At 68.8% G+C, this 17,454-nt stretch carries 17 protein-coding genes and 1 tRNA gene; 4 read left to right on the forward strand and 14 right to left on the reverse strand.

All coding sequences use genetic code 11. The features are described from left to right. Nucleotide 1: 1 nt before the first annotated feature. Genes ABLE93_RS06585 through ABLE93_RS06595 form a run of 3 tightly spaced genes read right to left on the reverse strand, consistent with a single transcriptional unit; the run spans nt 2 to nt 3,248 of the window. Nucleotides 2–1,192, reverse strand: coding sequence for an ABC transporter permease (locus tag ABLE93_RS06585; protein ID WP_348838809.1), 1,191 nt, complete (start codon nt 1,190–1,192; stop codon nt 2–4). Beyond that, complete coding sequence (locus ABLE93_RS06590; protein ID WP_348838810.1) at nt 1,189–2,160, reverse strand: ABC transporter ATP-binding protein; 972 nt, start codon at nt 2,158–2,160, stop codon at nt 1,189–1,191. Before ABLE93_RS06590 ends, ABLE93_RS06585 begins: the two co-directional genes overlap by 4 nt. Next, nucleotides 2,157–3,248 carry a polyprenyl synthetase family protein gene (locus ABLE93_RS06595; protein ID WP_348838812.1) on the reverse strand — a complete coding sequence of 364 codons (1,092 nt, stop codon included), beginning with the start codon at nt 3,246–3,248 and terminating at the stop codon, nt 2,157–2,159. The genes ABLE93_RS06590 and ABLE93_RS06595 overlap by 4 nt, the downstream gene beginning before the upstream one ends. A 183-nt stretch (nt 3,249–3,431) precedes the next feature. On the opposite strand from ABLE93_RS06595, the gene fni reads away from it, so the two are divergent. Beyond that, nucleotides 3,432–4,487 (forward strand): type 2 isopentenyl-diphosphate Delta-isomerase, encoded by a 1,056-nt coding sequence (gene fni / locus ABLE93_RS06600; RefSeq protein ID WP_348838814.1) that lies wholly within the window; start codon nt 3,432–3,434, stop codon nt 4,485–4,487. 12 nt (nt 4,488–4,499) lie between these two features. Here fni and ABLE93_RS06605 read toward each other — a convergent pair whose 3' ends face one another. The 5 genes from ABLE93_RS06605 to aroC all read right to left on the reverse strand — a co-directional run bounded on the left by ABLE93_RS06605 (nt 4,500) and on the right by aroC (nt 9,376). Then, entirely contained in the window at nt 4,500–5,360 is an 861-nt protein-coding gene (locus tag ABLE93_RS06605) for a DUF1194 domain-containing protein (RefSeq protein ID WP_348838815.1), read from the reverse strand. Nucleotides 5,361–5,571: 211 nt separating this feature from the next. Next, nucleotides 5,572–6,885 carry a 3,4-dihydroxy-2-butanone-4-phosphate synthase gene (gene ribB, locus ABLE93_RS06610; protein ID WP_348838816.1) on the reverse strand — a complete coding sequence of 438 codons (1,314 nt, stop codon included), beginning with the start codon at nt 6,883–6,885 and terminating at the stop codon, nt 5,572–5,574. Nucleotides 6,886–6,963: 78 nt separating this feature from the next. Then, nucleotides 6,964–7,620: a LysE family transporter gene (locus ABLE93_RS06615; RefSeq protein WP_348838817.1), complete on the reverse strand. Its 657-nt coding sequence runs from the start codon at nt 7,618–7,620 to the stop codon at nt 6,964–6,966. 163 nt (nt 7,621–7,783) lie between these two features. Continuing rightward, nucleotides 7,784–8,161, reverse strand: a complete 378-nt coding sequence (locus ABLE93_RS06620; RefSeq protein ID WP_348839338.1) for a PRC-barrel domain-containing protein — start codon at nt 8,159–8,161, stop codon at nt 7,784–7,786. Nucleotides 8,162–8,263: 102 nt separating this feature from the next. Then, nucleotides 8,264–9,376, reverse strand: coding sequence for a chorismate synthase (gene aroC / locus ABLE93_RS06625; protein ID WP_348838819.1), 1,113 nt, complete (start codon nt 9,374–9,376; stop codon nt 8,264–8,266). Between the two features lie 169 nt (nt 9,377–9,545). Between aroC and ABLE93_RS06630 the strand changes: the two genes are divergently transcribed. Then, complete coding sequence (locus ABLE93_RS06630; RefSeq protein ID WP_348838821.1) at nt 9,546–10,862, forward strand: hemolysin family protein; 1,317 nt, start codon at nt 9,546–9,548, stop codon at nt 10,860–10,862. Between the two features lie 37 nt (nt 10,863–10,899). Here ABLE93_RS06630 and ABLE93_RS06635 read toward each other — a convergent pair whose 3' ends face one another. The 4 genes from ABLE93_RS06635 to fabI form a co-directional block, all read right to left on the reverse strand. Further along, complete coding sequence (locus ABLE93_RS06635) at nt 10,900–11,652, reverse strand: hypothetical protein (RefSeq protein ID WP_348838822.1); 753 nt, start codon at nt 11,650–11,652, stop codon at nt 10,900–10,902. Between the two features lie 137 nt (nt 11,653–11,789). Continuing rightward, on the reverse strand, nt 11,790–12,377 hold the full coding sequence (locus ABLE93_RS06640) for a histidine phosphatase family protein (protein WP_348838824.1): 588 nt from the start codon (nt 12,375–12,377) through the stop codon (nt 11,790–11,792). A 55-nt stretch (nt 12,378–12,432) separates the two neighbouring features. Continuing rightward, nucleotides 12,433–12,954 carry a hypothetical protein gene (locus ABLE93_RS06645; protein WP_348838826.1) on the reverse strand — a complete coding sequence of 174 codons (522 nt, stop codon included), beginning with the start codon at nt 12,952–12,954 and terminating at the stop codon, nt 12,433–12,435. A gap of 73 nt (nt 12,955–13,027) precedes the next feature. Further along, complete coding sequence (gene fabI, locus ABLE93_RS06650) at nt 13,028–13,855, reverse strand: enoyl-ACP reductase FabI (RefSeq protein WP_348838828.1); 828 nt, start codon at nt 13,853–13,855, stop codon at nt 13,028–13,030. 165 nt (nt 13,856–14,020) lie between these two features. Here fabI and ABLE93_RS06655 point away from each other — a divergent pair. Beyond that, nucleotides 14,021–14,097 (forward strand) — tRNA-Pro (locus ABLE93_RS06655). Nucleotides 14,098–14,227: 130 nt separating this feature from the next. Beyond that, nucleotides 14,228–14,887: a DUF1796 family putative cysteine peptidase gene (locus ABLE93_RS06660; protein ID WP_348838829.1), complete on the forward strand. Its 660-nt coding sequence runs from the start codon at nt 14,228–14,230 to the stop codon at nt 14,885–14,887. A gap of 7 nt (nt 14,888–14,894) precedes the next feature. On the opposite strand, the gene ABLE93_RS06665 is transcribed toward ABLE93_RS06660, so the two are convergent. Continuing rightward, nucleotides 14,895–16,064, reverse strand: a complete 1,170-nt coding sequence (locus tag ABLE93_RS06665; protein ID WP_348838831.1) for an MFS transporter — start codon at nt 16,062–16,064, stop codon at nt 14,895–14,897. Continuing rightward, the gene (locus ABLE93_RS06670; protein WP_348838832.1) at nt 16,061–17,416 is read right to left on the reverse strand and encodes an HdeD family acid-resistance protein; all 1,356 of its coding nucleotides are present in this window, start codon (nt 17,414–17,416) and stop codon (nt 16,061–16,063) included. Before ABLE93_RS06670 ends, ABLE93_RS06665 begins: the two co-directional genes overlap by 4 nt. Nucleotides 17,417–17,454: the final 38 nt, after the last annotated feature.

A 17,454-nucleotide genomic window follows, 5' to 3' on the forward strand; every position in this document is an offset into this window, starting at 1 on the left:
TTCAGGCGAGCCGCACCTGCCGGCGGATGATCCACAGGGTGACGGCGGTGCCGGCGAGGGCGAAGCCCGCGAGCACGGCGAGAGGCACGGCCAGGGTGTCCATCCCTTCGCCCCGCCACAGGGCGCCCTGGAAGGCGTCGATGCCCCAGGCGGTGGGGGTGACCACTCCCAATTGCTGGAGCCATTGCGGCATCAGGAAGCGCGGCACCATGCTGCCGCCCACGGCGGAGAGCAGGAGCACGGCGAAGGTGGAGAGCGTCTGCGCCTGCTGGCGGGTGTGCGCCACCGCCGCAAGGGGCAGGGCGACGCCGGCCGCCGCCGCAGAGGCGGCCAGCGCCACCGCGATGAAAGGTCCGAGATGGGGGAGGACGTGCACCCCATAGACCGCCTGCGCCACGGCGAACAGCACGGCGCAAAGGGCCAAACCCTGGAGGATCAGGAAGATGAGCTTGCCTGCCACCAGCGCCAGCACGCCGCCGCGTGCCATCACGATACGGTCGAGCACGCCGGAGCGGCGCTCGTCCACCAGGCTCCCGGCGCCCTGCACGGCCGAGAACAGCAGGAACAGCATGGCGATGGCCCCGGCATAATAGCTTACGCCCGGCTCGGCCCGGCGCTGCGGCAGGGGCTGTCGCTCCATCAGCTCGGCGCCGCCGCTCGCCACCAGCTCTGGGGCGCGGGCGACCGACTGTTCGAGCCGCGATTTCTGTTCGGCGCTGAAGGGCCCCACCAGCACCTCGATCTGCCCCGCGACCCGCCGCAGGGCGAGGCCCGGCAGGTCCTGCGACAGCACCCGCTGAATGCGGGCGGCGAGGAGCGCCGCCGCGACGTTGCGGGCTGGATCGGTCACCAGGAGAAGCGGCGGCTTGTCGGTGGGCGCCGCCACGTCGCCGCGCACCACGAGGCCCACGTCCGCCGCGCCGCCGGAGACCCGGGCCTCCACCGCCGCCGGCTCGACCCGTTCGAGCACGATGTCGGGCGCCCCGTGAAGGGCAGCAAGGAAGACCTCGGCCGAGGCCGCATCGGTGGCCCGCGCCGCGGCTACCTTTATGACCGAGACCTCGCCGCCGGTGCCGGCGAACACCGCCGCGAACAGCACGAACAGCACGGGCGGCAGAAGGAAGGTCATGGCCAGCGCGCCGCGGTCCCGCAGCAGCGAGAGTGCCATGGCGCGCACGATGGCCGCCGTCATGGACGCGGCTCCCGCGTCACCGCCGCATAGAGCGCATCGAGGCCGGCGGCCTCGAACACGATGGTGCGCGGCACCAGCCCGGAGCCCTTCAGCGCGGCGATGAGCCCGCCGGCGCCTTCCGGCGTGTCGGCCACGACGCCGCTGAAGGCGGCGGGATCAACACCGCCCGCGAGGCCGTGGTCCGCCAACACCCGCCGGCCGGCGGAATCGGGCGGGGCGGCGAAGGTCACCTCCACCCGGCGCTGGCCGGGGAAATGCTGCGCCACCAGTTCGGCCAGGGGGCCTTCCAGCGCGATGCGCCCGCCGGCGAGGATGGCGACCCGCTCAGCCACCGCCTCGGCGAAGGCGAAGTCGTGGGTGATGAGGAGGATGCCCAGCCCATCGCCGGCAAGGCTGCGGACCAGATCGGCCAGATCGGCGCGGGCCGGGGCATCGACCCCCACCGTGGGTTCGTCCAGCACCAGCAGGCGGGGGCTGCCGACCAGGGCGGCGGCGACGTTGGCGCGGCGCTGCCAGCCGCCGGAGAGGCGCTCGATGCGCTCGTCCCGCCGTGCCGTTATGCCGGTGCGTGCCATGACGCGGTCGATGCAGGCGGGCACTTCGCGCCACGCAACTCCGGCGAGGCGGGCGAAGACGGCAAGGTTCTCGGCAATCGTAAGCGGCCGGTACAGGGCAATTTCCTGCGGCGCGAGGCCGATGCGGGCCCGGGCTGCGCCCGCGGCCGCGGGATCGCCGCAGACCGTCACCGCGCCGGCGCTGGGCGCGAGGCGGCCGCAGACGGCGCGCACCAAGGTGCTCTTGCCGGCGCCGTTCGGGCCGACGAGGGCGATGACCGAGCCCACCGGTACGGTGAGGTCGATGCCATGGAGCACCCGGCGTGGGCCGTAGCCAGCATGAAGCCCGGTGATGGCGAGGGGCGGTGCGCCCGCGAAGTCCTGGTCGGCGGACGGCTGGGCGGCGGCGCTCACGGCGCCAGCGGCCCCATCAATTCGCCGAAGGCCGCGGTCATGAAGTCCCGCAGGGGCTCCTCGCCCTCCTTGCTGGGGCCGAGCTCCCGCGAGGCCGCCAGTGCGCCGGCCAGATGCTCGGTCAGCAGTTTGCGTGCACGGGGCGCGCCCAGGGAGGCGATCACCGTGGCCTTGTGGGCGTCCTTGCCCACGTCCTTGCCCAGCGCCGCGGCGGTGGAGGAGGCATCCAGGATATCGTCGAGGATCTGGTACGCGCGGCCCACATGGCCGGCGAGCGCCCGCAGGTGACCGAGCTGGGTGTCGTCGGCGCCCGCCACCTGGCCGGCGATGTCCACGGCGGCCGAGAACAGCACGCCGGTCTTGCGGCGGTTGACGTCCTCGGTGGCGGCGAGGCTGCGGCCGGCGCTCGGGCGCAGGTCGTCATACTGGCCGCCGCACAGGCCCAGCGAGCCGACCGCCATGGAGAGAATCGACACTGCATCGAGACGCACGCGCTCGCTCACGCCCGGCGCCGCGGCTGCCACTCCGAGCGCCCGCGAGAGCAAGGCGATCGAGGCCAGCACGGCCACGTCCTCGCCGTACTGCACGTGGGTGGTGGGCTGGGAGCGCCGCACCAGCGCGTCGTCCATGCAGGGCAGATCGTCGACGATCAGCGAGGAGGCATGGATCATCTCGAGCGCGCAACCGAAGTCGAGGGCAGCGTGTTCGGAGGCATCCAGCTGGATGGCCGCGGCCATGGCGAGCAGCGGCCGCAGCCGCTTGCCGGGGGCGAGCAGGATGTGCCGCATGGCGGCGTGGAGCACCGCGGGGTGGGAGGCGGCGGGCGGCACCAGAAGGCCGAGCCGCCGGTCGATCACCGCCCGCAGGTAGGACAGGTCGCGGGAGCGCGGCGGGAAGGCTGGGGCGGCCGCATCGTCCGGCCCCGCCAGCGGCTGAGGCGGGGAGGGCGCGTGCGGCGGGGTGTGGGGCTGGGGCTCGACCACGGCCAGGGCCACGGTAAGGGCGCCCTGCTGGGCCGGCCGCAACCCATCCAGCGGGCCTGATGCCTGCGCATCGGTCCGTCGGTCCCGTCCGCCCTTCTGCCCCATTACGCCCGCCTTCCTGCTTGTTGCTCTTTGGGGCGGCAGTCCCCTCAACCACAATTACGTTGCCTTGAACGACGTTAGATCACCCCTTACAGAAGGATGCCAGAGTGCGCCCCTGCGGGCGCAGCAGATTTTGCCGGCGTGTGGCGTCCTCGCCGCGGCATCCGGCCGGAGCCGGCGGCGGGCATGAGCGAAAAAGCGGCCGACAAGGCCAACGACCCGGAAGCCGGGCGGCGCAAGGAAGATCATATTGCCATCGTTCTGGCGGGGGACCGTGTGGCCTCCCGCGTCGATGCGGGCTTCGATCGCTGGCGCCTCGTCCACTGCGCGCTGCCCGAGCTGAACCTCGACCATGTGGACCTCTCCACCCGGCTGCTCGGACGCCGGCTTGCCGCACCGCTGCTGATCTCGGCCATGACCGGCGGGCCGGAGCGCTCCGAGGCCATCAACGCCCATCTCGCTGAGGCGGCGCAGGCTTTGGGGATCGCCCTCGGCGTCGGCTCCCAGCGCATCGCCATCGAGAACGGGGCGGCGGCCGGCCTCGGGTCCGGGCTGCGCCGGCGCGCGCCGGACGTGCTGCTGTTCGCCAATCTCGGCGCGGCCCAGCTCCTTGCCCCCAACGGCCGCGATGCCGCCCGCCGCGCCGTCGGGATGATCGGGGCTGATGCCCTCGTCATCCATCTCAATCCCCTGCAGGAGGCGATCCAGGAGGGCGGCGACCGCGATTGGCGCGGCGTGCGCGACGCCATCGCCGGCCTCTGCGCCGAGCTGAACGTGCCGGTGGTGGTGAAGGAGGTGGGATTCGGTCTCTCCGCCGCCGTCGCCCGCCAACTGGTGGAGTGCGGTGTCGCCGCATTGGACGTGGCGGGGGCAGGGGGCACCAATTGGGCGCTGGTGGAGGGTGCGCGCGGGGATGGCCGCACGCGGGCGCTGGCCGCCGCCTTCGCCGGCTGGGGTATCCCAACGGCCGAGGCGCTGGTGGAGGTGAGGAGGGCGCTGCCGGATACGCCTCTCATCGCCTCGGGCGGCATCCGCGACGGGGTGGATGCGGCCAAGGCCATCCGTCTCGGCGCCGATCTCGTCGGGCAGGCGGCGGCGACCCTGGAGGCGGCCGTGACCTCGACCGAGGCCGTGGTGGCGCATTTCGAGCGCATGGCGGCGCAACTGAAGATCGCCTGCTTCGTCACCGGCGCCCGCGACCTTGCGGCGCTCAGGTCCGTGCCGCTGACGGCGGTGGGCTGAGGCGCCGCGGGCTCAGTTCGCCCAGTGGTCCATCCAGATCTTCTCGCCGATGGTGCAGGAGATACGCGGCTGGCTCGCCGCCGCGTAACGGATCAGCCCTGTCTGAGGCTGCGGCTGGGGCACGACACCGGCCACTTCCAGCACCAGCTTGGTCTTGATGGCGCGGGAGAATTCCTCCATCCGCTGGACCGGAATGACGAAGGCGCCCGGCCCGCCGATGACGCAATCCTCGTAATAGACATCAAGCTCCGGCACATCGAGGGCCGAGGTGGAGGAGCGCTTCATCAGCAACGGCAGGCCGTTGACGGTAATGCCCCGCTGCACCACCGCGTCGCGGGCGAGGGCCACGGGCGGGCCCTGGTTGTTCACCCCGTCGCCCGACACGTCGATGACCCGGCGCAGGCCCTTGAAGCCGTTGAGATCGAACTGGTCGGCCGCGAACAGGAGGGCGCTGGAGATGGAGGTGCGGTAGACCCGGCGGATGGGGGCGCCGAGCACCGCGTCAGAAAACGCCTTGGCGCTCTCGGGACCGTCGATGATCCGCCACTCCACCACCACCTTCTGCTCGCCCTCGCCCGCCCATTCCACATATTCGATCGCGATCTGGCCGTTGGGCCCGAGCTTGAGCGCGTCGAGGAATTCCTTGGAGACGATGGCGGCGGCATAGCCCTCGCGCTGGAGGGCGAGCTCCTCGGTGTCCATGGAGTAGGAGATGTCCACCGCAAGCACCAGCTCCACATCCACCGGCACCTTTCCGGCGGCGCCCGCCTGGGCGGGAGCGGCCGATGGGCCGAAGGCGAGGGCGGCGGCGATCAGTCCCACTGAAAAAAGCCGGAGGTGGGCGGCGGACCCAAGGCGACGCGACAGGAACATGGTCTCCCTCCCGACTGGAAAGGCGCGGCATCACGTCCCAGGGATGCTGACACCTTCCATCGGGCGGGAGAAGAGATTAGCCGCCTCTTTTTAACTCACGATTTGCGGCGGAACCGTTGCATTCGCGTGGGGTGAACCGCACCGGCAATCCGTCGTCGTTCTGTCGCAAACGGTTAGGCCGAGGTGCGGTGCACAAATTTCAGGCATACGCTCAGTGGTCGAGGGACTCGGTATCCACAATCTCGATGCCGAAGCCGGCCAGACCCACATAGGTGCGGGCCTTGGAGGCGAGCAAACGAATCGAGACGATGCCCAAGTCCTTGAGAATCTGGGCGCCGAGGCCGACCTCGCGCCAGTGCCGGTCACGCTCCAGCTCGCTCGGGCTCTTCTCCTGACCCGTCCCCATGGCGACGGGCGGAACGCCGGCGGTCCCATCGCGCAGATAGACCAGCACCCCCCGGCCCTCCGCATCGATGCGCTCCAGCGTCTTCTGGATGATCTTGCCCCCGGTGAAGGCGTCAGCGATGGGATCGGCCCGATGCAGGCGCACCAACACTTTCTCGCCGTCCCCGATGCGCCCCTTGACCAGGGCGAGGTGGTTCACCGGGTCGAAGGGGGTCACGAAGGAGTAGCCCTGCAATTCGCCGACGCAGGTGGGGACGGGAAATTCCGCCGCCCGCGTCACCAGCTTCTCGCGCGCCTGGCGGTAGGCGATGAGGTCGGCGACCGAGATCCGCACCAGATTATGCTTGTCCGCGAAGGCGGTAACCTGCGGCCCCCGCTGCACGGTGCCGTCGTCGTTCACCAGCTCGGCGATGACGCCCACCGGCGGCAGGCCGGAGAGTCGGCATAGATCCACCGCCGCCTCGGTGTGGCCGGACCGCATGAGCACCCCGCCCTCCTTGGCGATCAGCGGGAACACGTGTCCGGGCCGCACGAAGTCCGCCGCGCCCATATTGGGATTGGCGAGGGCCCGCACCGTATTGGTCCGCTCCTCCGCCGAAATGCCGGTGGTGGTGCCGTGCCGCACGTCGATGGAGATGGTGAAGGCGGTGCCCATGGGGGCGTCGTTGTTCGACACCATGGGATCAAGCCGCAGCCGCTTCGCCTCGGACGGGGGCAGGGGAGTGCAAACGATGCCCGAGGTGTTGCGGATGATGAAGGCCATCTTTTCGGGCGTCGCGAGGGAGGCGGCGACGATGAGGTCGCCCTCATTCTCCCGATCATCATCGTCGGTCACGACGACGATCTCCCCCCGCGCAAAGGCTTCGATGGCGGACTGGACGCGGGACTGGCTGGAATCGGTCACGGGCAAACCTCGGATCACGGGCGCGGGAAGACCGAGGAAATCGTTCGGGGTCACCTGATGTCCGGTGGCCTCCGCGATCCTCTCGGCGCTCTCGCGGGAAATCCAGGCGCGGTCATCGTTGCATAGGGCCGTGACGCTGGCGGGGGAGAGCCCCACCTGCTTTGCAAAGGCGCTACGCTTCGTTCCCGTCGCCGTGAGCCATTCCGCGAGCTTCATGTGCGCAGCATAGCGCGGCGAATTTCAGTGACAATGAATTTCTGAAATCGTTCGGCACCGACGAAAGGCCGCGAAAATTCAAGCGGCGTAGGCCCTCATGGCGGTAATCACCGCCCAAGTCCCGGTTCCGAGCAGCACCAGACCGATGGCAATGTCGGCAGGATACCGGATCCGGTCGTACACGCGCCGCGTGCCACGCCCCGACAGAAGGAGACAAATGGACCAGAACCATAAGGACGCCACCACAAAGACAAGCACGGGACTCGTGACGGCGCCACGCACTCCCACGTTGGTCAGCAGCAGGCCGCACGCGGAGATGAAGAAGACGATGCTCATGGGGTTGGACGCCGCGGTCACGAACCCCAGGCGGAATGCCACCCCGTGATCCGCCTGTAAGCTGCCCGGCCCCCTGACGCGGGGTAGGCCGTCCCAGGCCACCATGAGGCAGCCGATGCCGGATCTCAGGAGCAACGCGCCGTAAAGAACGCCGAACAGCACGCGCGCGATGGGAAGGTCATCCCCGATCCGGGTTCGGCCGATGATGCAGAGCGCGCATACGGTCGCCGTCGCCGCCAGGGCGGCTCCACTTGCCACGCCGAGGGTGGCTGCCATGCCCGCCATGCGACCCTGGAGGCTCGCACGGCTGACCACGACAAAGTTGGCGCCCGGGACGGAGAGAATCGCGAGGTAGCTGGAACTGAAGAAGAGAAGGCAGTGGAGGAGGGTGGGAGGCATGCGCAGTCTCTGGGTTGACCAGAGAAGACGCTGTCATGCCGCTGGTGCTGCGGCACCCCTCAAATGATGGATGGCACCGGAGTTCGGCCACCGTCACGCGAAATGGCCGCCCACCGGCTCCGCGCGAGCCAGTAGGGCGGCCGCTGTATTCGAAACGATGTGGTCAGGCCAGCGCGGGCCGGCCGAACGGCACGCCGTAATGCTCGGAGATGCGGCGGTCGTTGATGGCGCTCCAGTCGTAGTCTTCGCCGGCGCCGTACTTTGGAGCATTGTCCATCTGCTCCTTGGTGAGATTCACCCGGAAGCCCTCGACCGATTCGTCGTAGGTCAGCATCTGCCAGGGAACGGGATAATAGTCCTCGCCGAGACCAAGGAAGCCGCCGAAGCTGAGAACGGCATAGGAGACCTGGCCCGACATCTTCTCAAGGATCAGGCGTTCTACGTTGCCGATCTTGTTGTCGTTCGGATCGTAGACCGCGGTGCCGACGACCATGTCGCTCGCGACCAGCGTGTGGGTCTCGCGAATGTTGGGGTCCTGCATTCCGGTTTGCATGCGTTGTCCTCCTATCGAGGGACTCGATGCTTTGAGAACGCAGGGGCAGGGTATGGCGTTCCTCCGGCCGCGCTTGCTTTCAGGCCCGCCTTATGGCTCCAGCGGCCAGCGCACGCTTTCCCCCACCTGCCCGCGGTGGCGCAACGCGTGATCGGCGAGGACGCACCACACCATGGCTTCGCCCACCGGAACGGCGCGGATGCCGACGCACGGGTCGTGGCGGCCCTTGGTGGAAATGTCGGTCTCGTGCCCGGCGCGGTCCACCGTGCGGCGCGGCGTGAGGATGGAGGACGTCGGCTTCACCGCGAAGCGCGCGACGATGGGCGCACCCGTGGAGATGCCGCCGAGGATGCCACCCGCATGGTTGGAGAGGAAGTGCGGCCGCCCCTCGTTGCCGAGACGCATCTCGTCCGCATTGGCCTCTCCGGTGAGGCGGGCGGCGTTGAACCCTTCGCCGATCTCCACGCCCTTGGCGGCATTGATGCCCATGAGCGCCGAGGCGAGGTCGCCGTCCAGCTTGGCATAAAGCGGGGCGCCCAGGCCGGCCGGCACGCCCTCGGCCACGACTTCCACCACCGCGCCAACGGATGAGCCGGCCTTGCGGACGGCGTCGAGATACTCCTCCCACAGGGGCACGGTCTGCGGATCGGGGCAGAAGAAGGCGTTGTTGCCGATCTCGTTCCAGTCCCAGCGCGAGCGGTCGATCTCGATCTCGCCGATACGCACCACCGCTCCCCGCACGCTGACGCCGGGCAGGACCTTTGCGGCGATGGCACCGGCCGCGACCCGCGTCGCGGTTTCCCGCGCCGAGGAGCGCCCGCCGCCACGATGGTCGCGGATGCCGTATTTGATGTCGTAGGTGAAGTCCGCGTGGCCGGGGCGATAGGCACCGGCGATGTCGGCATAATCCTTCGAGCGCTGGTCCACGTTTTCGATCAGCAGGGCGATGGGGGTGCCGGTGGTCACGAGCCCCCCCTCGGGATGGTCGAGGGTACCCGACAGCACCTTCACCTGGTCGGGCTCGCGGCGCTGGGTGGTGAAGCGCGACTGGCCCGGGCGCCGACGGTCGAGGGCTGCCTGCACCTCATCCAGCGAAAAGCGCAGGTTGGGCGGGCAGCCGTCCACCACGCAGCCGATGGCGACCCCGTGGCTCTCGCCGAAGGTGGTGACGCGAAACAGATGCCCGAAGGTGTTGAACGACATGACGCGGGAAAATCCTTCACTCCTTCCGGCTCAATAGACGAGGATGGCCGGCAAGGGAACGCCCGCGGCACGGCGGATGGGCGGGCGTGGCGCAAATGCGACGGTGGCGGTCACACAGGCCGGCGATCCTGTGCTATGAGGGGCGCCGACGGAGCACTCACCCCCCGCCATGCCTTTACTCGAAATCCTGATCGTCATTGTCCTCGTGTTGCTCAATGCCGTTCTTGCCGCAGCGGAATTGTCCATCGTTTCTTCCCGGCCGGCGCGGCTGAGCTCAATGGCGGAACGCGGCCGCAAGGGCGCGGCGGCGGCACTCCGGCTGGGCCAGGACCCCGGGCGCTTCCTCTCCACGGTGCAGATCGGCATCACCCTCATCGGCATCCTCGCCGGCGCCTTCTCCGGCGCGAGCCTGGGTGACCAGATGGGAGAGGCGCTGGCGCACGCCGGCATGCCGTCGGGCGTCGCCCATCCGCTGGGCTATGCCGCGGTGGTCGCCGCAATCACCTATCTCTCGCTGGTGGTCGGCGAATTGATCCCCAAGCGGCTGGCGCTGCAGAATCCCGAATCCCTTGCCTGCGTGGTTGCGCCCCTGATGGTGGCGCTGTCCAAGATTTCGGCGCCGGCGGTCTGGCTGCTCGATGTCTCGACCCGCATGGTGCTCAAGCTGCTCGGCAACCGCTCCGGCGGAAACAACGGCGTCACCGACGAGGAGATCCGCGCGATCATCACCGAGGCGGAGACGGCGGGCGTCATCGACCCCGCCGAGCGGCGCATGATTTCAGGCGTCATGCGCCTCGCCGACAGGCCGGTGACGGCCATCATGACGCCGCGGCCCGACGTGGAATGGGTGGACATCTCCAAGGACGCGGAGGAGGTGCGGCACGTCCTGCTCACCACCCCCCATTCCCGTCTGCCGGCCTGCGACGGCTCGCCGGAGGAGACCATCGGCGTCATTCAGGCCAAGCGCGTGCTGGACGCCTATCTGAAGGGTGAGCGCCCCGACCCGCGCCAATACGTGCAGACCGTGCCGTTCGTGGTGGAGAACGTGGGCGCGCTGGAGGCCATGCGTATCCTGCGCGGGGCCGAGGTGCCCATGGCCATCGTGGTGGACGAGTATGGCGACATGGCCGGCGTCGTCACGGGCTACGACCTCCTGCTTGCCATCACCGGATCGGTGGACGCGGACGTGCACCACGTTGCCCGCCATGTGGTGGAGCGGCAGGACGGCAGCTTCCTGGTGGCCGGCGAGACGCCCATCGACGAACTGCGCGACCTACTGGACGTGAATTTCCCGGTGGACGAGGGCTATCACACCGTGGCCGGCTTCGCCCTGTCGCATATCAAGGAATTGCCGGAAGAGGGCGCGGTCTTCAACGCAATGGGCTGGCGGTTCGAGATCGTGGACATGGATGGCCGGCGCATCGACAAGCTTCTGGTGTCGCGCCCGCCGGTTCTCCACCGGCAGAAGGTGGCCGGGCAGGGATAGTCATCCCCGCCCGTCGCTCCTGGGGTTCGGGCGCGGCTCAGTCGCGGCGGGCCAGTGAGCGCAGATAGCCCTCGTATTCCTCGGTCAGCTCCATATCCACGCCGAAGGCGTTCTTCAGCAGGACGTTGGCGATGAAGGCCTGATCGTTGCGCGTGTCCGCCAGGGTGTCGCGCAGTACGGGCACCGTGTCCTCGATGTGCTTGAGGAAGGCGATGCCCTTCTCCAGCGTCTCGTTCCACTTGGCCCGATGCCACAGTGCGAGCGGGTACATGATCTCGTGGACGAAGTTGGACTTGCGGGCCTTTTCGAAGAAGCGCAGTCCGGCGCTCCAATTCTCCTTGGAGCGCAGCGGCGGGGGCGGAATGTCGCCCAGCAGCATCTTCTTGCCCGCTTGGCCGACGAAATCCTCAAGCGTGATGGGCGCGTCGATCTGGGTGCGGAAATGCCAGAGGGCGAAGTTGCCGGGATATTCCTTCCCCATCCTCTCGATGAGGGCGGCCTCCACCTTGTCCACCGCCGCCTTGTCGCCTTTCAGCGCAGCCGTCATGCAGAAGGCAAACACGGCATCGTTGCCCACGTTGTGCACGCCGCCATGGGCGAGATCCGCCGCCGAGAGGGCGGGGGTCTTGCCGTCGGCCGGCACCGTCGCCTCGCCAGCGCGCAGGTCAGTGATGAACTTGGTGATCTCCAGCCAGCCCATGTAGTTGGCGATAAAGGCATCGGGGTCGACGTGCACGATGGCGAGGTTCAGCGGCATCTTCCGCTTTTGCAGTTCGGCCATGTCGGTCATCAGAAGTCTCCCCCGGGGCGCTCGGGCGAAAGGCATCAAAAATTGAGAAACGGCGTCGCGTTCGCGACACGGTTCCGGGCGTACGGGTTTGACGCAGCAAGAAAAATGCCAAGGAAGCGGCGCCGTGGGATCGCCGTTCAGTCCGCCACTTCGAAGCCGCCACGGCCGACGACGTAGACGGCTCCCTGACGTACCGGGAGGAGCGCGGCCTCCGCTTGGGGCATGCCGGCCTTCACATGGAGGAGCGCGCGAATGACCCCGCCATGGGTCACGATGACCGCGTCGTTCGGGATCTCGGCGCAGGCGGCGCTGACGCGGGCGCACAGGGTGCCGTAGCTCTCCCCGCCGGGTGGCGCGAAATTCCACGGATCGCGGTCGCGCCGGCGCACGGCGTCATGGTCGCGGCGGCGCAGCTCGGGCCAGGTCTGGCCCTCCCATATGCCGAACGAGATCTCGGCGAAGCGGATGTCGGTGGTGAAATCCGCGACCGGGAGGTCGAGGTCGGTGCGCAGGATGCGCATGGTCTCGACAGCCCGGGAGAGCGGGCTCGAAACGTAGGACAGGGCGCGGGGGTCGCCGGCCAGCTGGTTCAGCACCCGGCCCACCTGCGCCGCCTGGATGCGGCCGAGGGCGTTGAGTGGCACGTCGCGGCGGCCTTGCAGGCGGCCCACCACGTTCCAGTCGGTCTCGCCGTGGCGGACGAGGAAATAGCGCCGGCTGGTCATGGACGGGGGATCACCTCGACAGCGCCGCCGCTCCCGGATCCGGTGCGCGATCCTCTCACCGCGGCGGAACCGGAATTACGTGGTCGTACCAGGCGCCGCGCGGCGGGTAGGTGACCCGAAGCGCGATCTGCGAGCCCGGCGCCGCCTTGCCCTTGAAGCTCACGATGAGCCCCTTAGCCGGCTGGCCGAGGCAACGCGTGGTGTACCCGCCGTCAATGCCGCGGCCGATGAAGCTGCCGTACTGGATCGCCACCTTGCCGCCGGGCGGGGCCGAGAGCACCTGGATGGTAGGGATCTGGGTCTGCTGGCAATTGTAGTCCGACGTGCCGGCGGCGAACAGCGCGCTGCGGGTGCCCGAGCCGCCGATCATGTACGTGACGCCAAATTCGCTCGGCGTCACGTAGTCCGGGAAGATCGCCCCGCCGGAGCCGAACACGCGATCGCCCAGCGGATATTGCTGGAAGGTGGGCGGCGTCTGCGCCAGTGCCCCTCCGGCCGGCACGACGGCCGCGCCGGCGAGGGAGACGGCGCCGAGGACGAGGGTGGAAAAAGCGGCGCGGAAGGGGGCAGCCGGCATCATCGGTCTCCTCGGTTCGGGCGAACACTCACCCTGCGTCACGCACCCGCGAATCGCGAGCCCTGCCCGGATCTCAGTCGCGCACCAGCGCGAGATCCGGCGCGTCGGGGTGCTTCATGCCGACGATATGATATCCGGCGTCCACATGGTGCACTTCGCCGGTCACACCGCGCGACAAATCGGAGAGCAGGTAGACGCCCGTGTCGCCCACCTCGTCCGTGGTGACGGTACGGCGCAGCGGCGAATTCAGCTCGTTCCACTTCAGGATGTAGCGGAAGTCGCCGATGCCCGAGGCCGCCAGCGTCTTGATCGGGCCGGCGGAGATGGCATTGACCCGGATCGCCTTGGGGCCGAGGTCGGCCGCGAGATAGCGCACGCTCGCCTCAAGCGCGGCCTTGGCGACGCCCATCACATTGTAGTGGGGCATCCACTTCTCGGCGCCGTAATAGGTGAGGGTGAGCAGCGAGCCGCCATTGGCCATCAGCTTCTCCGCTCGCTGGGCGACCGCGGTGAAGGAGTAGCAGGAGATGAACATGGTCTTGGTGAAATTGTCCGCCGTGGTGTCCACATAGCGGCCGTCCAGCTCGTCCTTGTTGGAGAAGGCGATGCAGTGGACCACGAAGTCGATGGTGCCGAACAGCTTCTCGGTCTCGGCGAAGACCGCGTCCAGCGTCTCGGGCTCGGTGACGTCGCAATGTCCCACGAGATGACCGCCCAGTTCGGCGGCCAGCGGCTCCACCCGCTTCTTCAGCGCCTCGCCCTGGTAGGTGAGGGCGAGCTCGGCCCCGTGGGCACGGGCGGACTTGGCGATGCCGAAGGCGATGGAGCGGTTGTTGGCGACACCGAGAATCAGCCCGCGCTTGCCCTTCAGAAGACCGCTCGCGAAACCGTCCGTCGCCATTGACCCAACTCCACGTGCTCAAGCCATTGAAACCCAATGGCGCAGCCGTTCGTGCGCCAGGGGCGCGCTTCCTATGGCATGGGGCCATCCACCGTTCAAGCGAAGCTGCCGCGCTGTCCCCCTTGCTTCCGCTCCGGGGCGATGGTAGACGCAGCGCCTCTGGATCGGAGTGTAGCGCAGTCTGGTAGCGCACCACGTTCGGGACGTGGGGGTCGCAGGTTCAAATCCTGCCACTCCGACCAGCTGATACGCTGCGGAACTTCGGTTTCTCCGCTTCATGCCCACATCCCCCGCCTTCCCCTTCCGTGCCGCACCTGGCAATGGCCGTGCGTCTGCGACGCTCGGCGCGCAAGCGAGAGACGGGCTCTGGTGATGTGGCCGTTCTCCCGCCGTCCCGCCCCCCGGATCCTGGCCGATCGAATCGTCAGCCTCGGCGGATTGTGCGAAGTCGCCTATCAGGCGCGGCGGATCGGACGCAGCGAAACGGCCTACCCCTTCGACTGGTGGATCACGCCCCTCGCGCGCGTCGCGCCGGTGCTGGAGGCCGGGGCAGCGGCCCAGTTCGCGGCCGCCGACCTGGAAAAGCTCGCCGACTATGGCGGCAAGCGCGCGCTCTACTCGCGGCGGGCGGGCACGATCCATCTGCACGAGTTTCCGGCCGGCGAGGATTTCCTGGCCCTCGATGTGGCCGAAATTTCCGCACGCCTCGTTCCCAAATACGAGGCGCTGGACTCGCGCCTGCGGGCCGCCTGCGCCAGCGGCACAACCCTGTTCGTGCGCCAGCGGCTGAGCGACCACGATCCCGAGGGCGCGGACCTCGAGGAGGACCTCGACCGGCTGTGGTCGGCGCTCAGGCTGCTCGCAGCCGACCCGCGCCTGCTGCTGCTGGACTATCCGCCGGTTCGGCCGCGGGCCGGCCAGATCACGGCCGCGGTCCCGCGGTTTCGCGACCAGGCAATCGTCTGCCGCACCGTTGGCCGCGGGGGGCGGATCGACGATCTTCTCGTCACCAATTATCCGCGGCGGCGATAGCCCCGCCTCAGCTGCTCCCGCGCAGCCGAAGCGCCGCGAGGGCGAACGTGGCGCAGACCAGCGCAGCGAAGATGGCGAGGCCGTGGACATGGAGCTGCATGGCGATGCCGGCACCCAGAGGCCCCACCAGCGCGCCGAGCCCCCAGAACAGGCCCGACACCGCATAGATGCCCACCAGGTCGCCGCCCTTGAAGCGGCTGCCCACCAGGGTGATCATGATGGTGTAGATGCCCACGAACGCCCCGCCCCATACGAACAGCAGCGCATAGGTGGCAAACGTGCTCGCGAGGGCCAGCGGCCAGACTGCAGCGCCGACCGCCGAGGCGGCCGCCAGGAGGATGACGAGGCGCCGCCGGTCCATGGTGTCACCCAGCCAGCCGATGGGGAGCTGGAGCACGATGGCGCCGATCATCATCACCGACATGAGGCGGGTGGCGTGCTCTTCGCCCCAGCCGAGGCCAATGGCGTAAAGCGCGAGGAAGGAGAGGCCGGCCGTCTCAATGGCGGCGTTCAGCATGGTCGCGCCCAGCGCAAGGGGCGCAAGGCGCAAGAAGCGGACCGGGTTGCCCACCGTCGGCTCGTCGAAATGGGGCGCGGCAACACGGGGCGAGGCGACGAAGACCGCCGCGGTCAGCGCGATGGCCGCTCCCACCAGATAAGGCGCGACTCCCTCGGTGCCGACGAGGGAGAGAATGATCGGCCCCAGCGCCAGGCCCACCGAGAGCGCGGCGGTATAGGCCGCCATGGAGCGGGCGCGGGTGCTCTCGGTTGAGAGCGCATTGATCCAGGTTTCGGAGGTCACGAACAGCGCTTCGGCGGCCATGCCGAGGAACAGCCGCAGCACGAACCACATCCAGATCGCCGGCATGTAGGGAAAAGCGGCGAGCGTCACGGCCGAGAGGGCGATGGACATCAGGATCAGCCGGCGCGGGCCGAGCTTGGCGACGAGGCGCGGCAGCACCACGGCCGTCACCAGCACGCCGACCGCGTGCATGGCAGCGTTGGCGCCGATCACCGCCTCGCTCAGGCCCATGGCGGCGAGGTCGAAGGCGATGAGCGGCGCGCTGAGGGAATAGGTGAGGCCGAACACCATGGCCGTGGCGATCACCGCGCCGCGGGCGAGGACGCTGGACCCGGGCGGCTCGTCCATGGCTGCGCCGACGCTGTGCTCGCTCATGACAGGGAGGGCTCCTGGCTCGGGGACGGATGCGGGCCGGCGGCGGGCGTGCGGCGCAGGCGGTTGATGAAGTCCTTCAGCCGGGCGGCGAAGGGTGGCGGGGCAGGCTCGATGATGCGCTTCAGGGTGCGGGCATAGTCGAGCACGAGGCCGGGCGTCCAGCTCATGGCCTCGGCGCGGGAGCGGATGTAGGCGGCGGCCCACACGTCCGGGTTGAAGATGAGGCGTCCCACCTGGATCCACGGCATCCGGCTGGCGAGCACGCCCTCCATGCTCGAATCGAGGGCTGCGGCTACTGCGACGGAACAGTTGCGGTCGGTGAGATTGTAGGTGTCGTCCTGCCGGTAGCCCGCCCAGAAGGCGCGCAGGCGACGCGCGTCGAAATGGGTGAATTCAACGGTCTGGTCGGCCTCGCACCAGTTCGTCGATTCATAGGCATAGGACGGCTGGAACCGGCCTTTCACGTCGTTTTCAGAGGTGGCGCGCAGGATGCGGGCGAATTCCTCGGGCGGGTGCTCGATCTCTTCCGCCGGATAGTGGCTGATGTAGACGTCCGGCCTCAGCTCCAGCGCCGCATGGCCAGTGGAGATGACGCCGTTGCGGTCCACCGCGGCGATGTAGCGGTCGATCAGCGGCCGGCGGCCGGCCACGTCGGCGGACCCGGTGGGGGTCCACACCCGCACGGTGAGGGGGCCGTCGGAGGCGGGCATGGGGAAGCTCTCGTCGACGATCACCGGGGCGTTGTCATACCAGTTCCGCCCGCCGTACAGCGGCAGGGAAAGGATGCCGACCTCCTCCTGCAGGGCCCTCAGCATCAGGCTAGCCCGCAGCATGATCCAGCCGGACATGAGCAGCAGCACAGCGACGGCGAGGGGTACCTTCAATTGGTGGGCGAGGGGCCAGTGGCTGCCGATGAACAGCGCGAGGAAGAGCTCGGCGATTCCAACTGCCACCGTGGAGCGCCACATGCGGAACCGCACCACGACCGCCGTCGCAATGCGGGCGACGCCATCGATGAGGAAGGCGGCGCCGAACATCAGCGACAGCGCCATGCCGTTCCGCGAGGGATAGTCGAGAATGAAGGTGCCGAGAAAGATCAGGGCGAGCGAGCGCCCCACCACAACGATGCGGCTGCGTGCACCGGGGAGGGCGAAGGCCGTGACGAGGCCGAGGATTCCCTCGAACACGAAAACGCCGCCGAATACCTGAGTCGCCACGGACATGGTGCCGTCCATGGCATCGAGCAGGATGAGAACTCCGATGCCGAACAGCGCGCCGGCGAGGGCGGAGAGCACCCACCACCGCTTGCGCAGGGCACGGGCTCCCACGAGGATGAACGCAAGCTTTACCATGAGGACTGAAGGTTCGTTTCGACCGCGACGTGCCGCAC

The organism is Xanthobacter pollutisoli, from assembly GCF_040044995.1.
In the GTDB taxonomy this organism is placed as follows: domain Bacteria; phylum Pseudomonadota; class Alphaproteobacteria; order Rhizobiales; family Xanthobacteraceae; genus Xanthobacter.

Coding starts and splice junctions, on each gene's coding strand:
- ABLE93_RS06595 (WP_348838812.1), bottom strand. CDS start 3,248: ATGGGGCAGAAGGGCGGACGGGACCGACGGACCGATGCGCAGGCATCA.
- fni (WP_348838814.1), top strand. CDS start 3,432: ATGAGCGAAAAAGCGGCCGACAAGGCCAACGACCCGGAAGCCGGGCGG.
- ABLE93_RS06640 (WP_348838824.1), bottom strand. CDS start 12,377: ATGACCAGCCGGCGCTATTTCCTCGTCCGCCACGGCGAGACCGACTGG.
- ABLE93_RS06660 (WP_348838829.1), top strand. CDS start 14,228: ATGTGGCCGTTCTCCCGCCGTCCCGCCCCCCGGATCCTGGCCGATCGA.
- ABLE93_RS06585 (WP_348838809.1), bottom strand. CDS start 1,192: ATGACGGCGGCCATCGTGCGCGCCATGGCACTCTCGCTGCTGCGGGAC.
- ABLE93_RS06665 (WP_348838831.1), bottom strand. CDS start 16,064: ATGAGCGAGCACAGCGTCGGCGCAGCCATGGACGAGCCGCCCGGGTCC.
- ABLE93_RS06620 (WP_348839338.1), bottom strand. CDS start 8,161: ATGCAGGACCCCAACATTCGCGAGACCCACACGCTGGTCGCGAGCGAC.
- ABLE93_RS06645 (WP_348838826.1), bottom strand. CDS start 12,954: ATGCCGGCTGCCCCCTTCCGCGCCGCTTTTTCCACCCTCGTCCTCGGC.
- ABLE93_RS06605 (WP_348838815.1), bottom strand. CDS start 5,360: ATGTTCCTGTCGCGTCGCCTTGGGTCCGCCGCCCACCTCCGGCTTTTT.
- aroC (WP_348838819.1), bottom strand. CDS start 9,376: ATGTCGTTCAACACCTTCGGGCATCTGTTTCGCGTCACCACCTTCGGC.
- ribB (WP_348838816.1), bottom strand. CDS start 6,885: ATGAAGCTCGCGGAATGGCTCACGGCGACGGGAACGAAGCGTAGCGCC.
- ABLE93_RS06630 (WP_348838821.1), top strand. CDS start 9,546: ATGCCTTTACTCGAAATCCTGATCGTCATTGTCCTCGTGTTGCTCAAT.
- ABLE93_RS06670 (WP_348838832.1), bottom strand. CDS start 17,416: ATGGTAAAGCTTGCGTTCATCCTCGTGGGAGCCCGTGCCCTGCGCAAG.
- ABLE93_RS06635 (WP_348838822.1), bottom strand. CDS start 11,652: ATGACCGACATGGCCGAACTGCAAAAGCGGAAGATGCCGCTGAACCTC.
- ABLE93_RS06615 (WP_348838817.1), bottom strand. CDS start 7,620: ATGCCTCCCACCCTCCTCCACTGCCTTCTCTTCTTCAGTTCCAGCTAC.
- fabI (WP_348838828.1), bottom strand. CDS start 13,855: ATGGCGACGGACGGTTTCGCGAGCGGTCTTCTGAAGGGCAAGCGCGGG.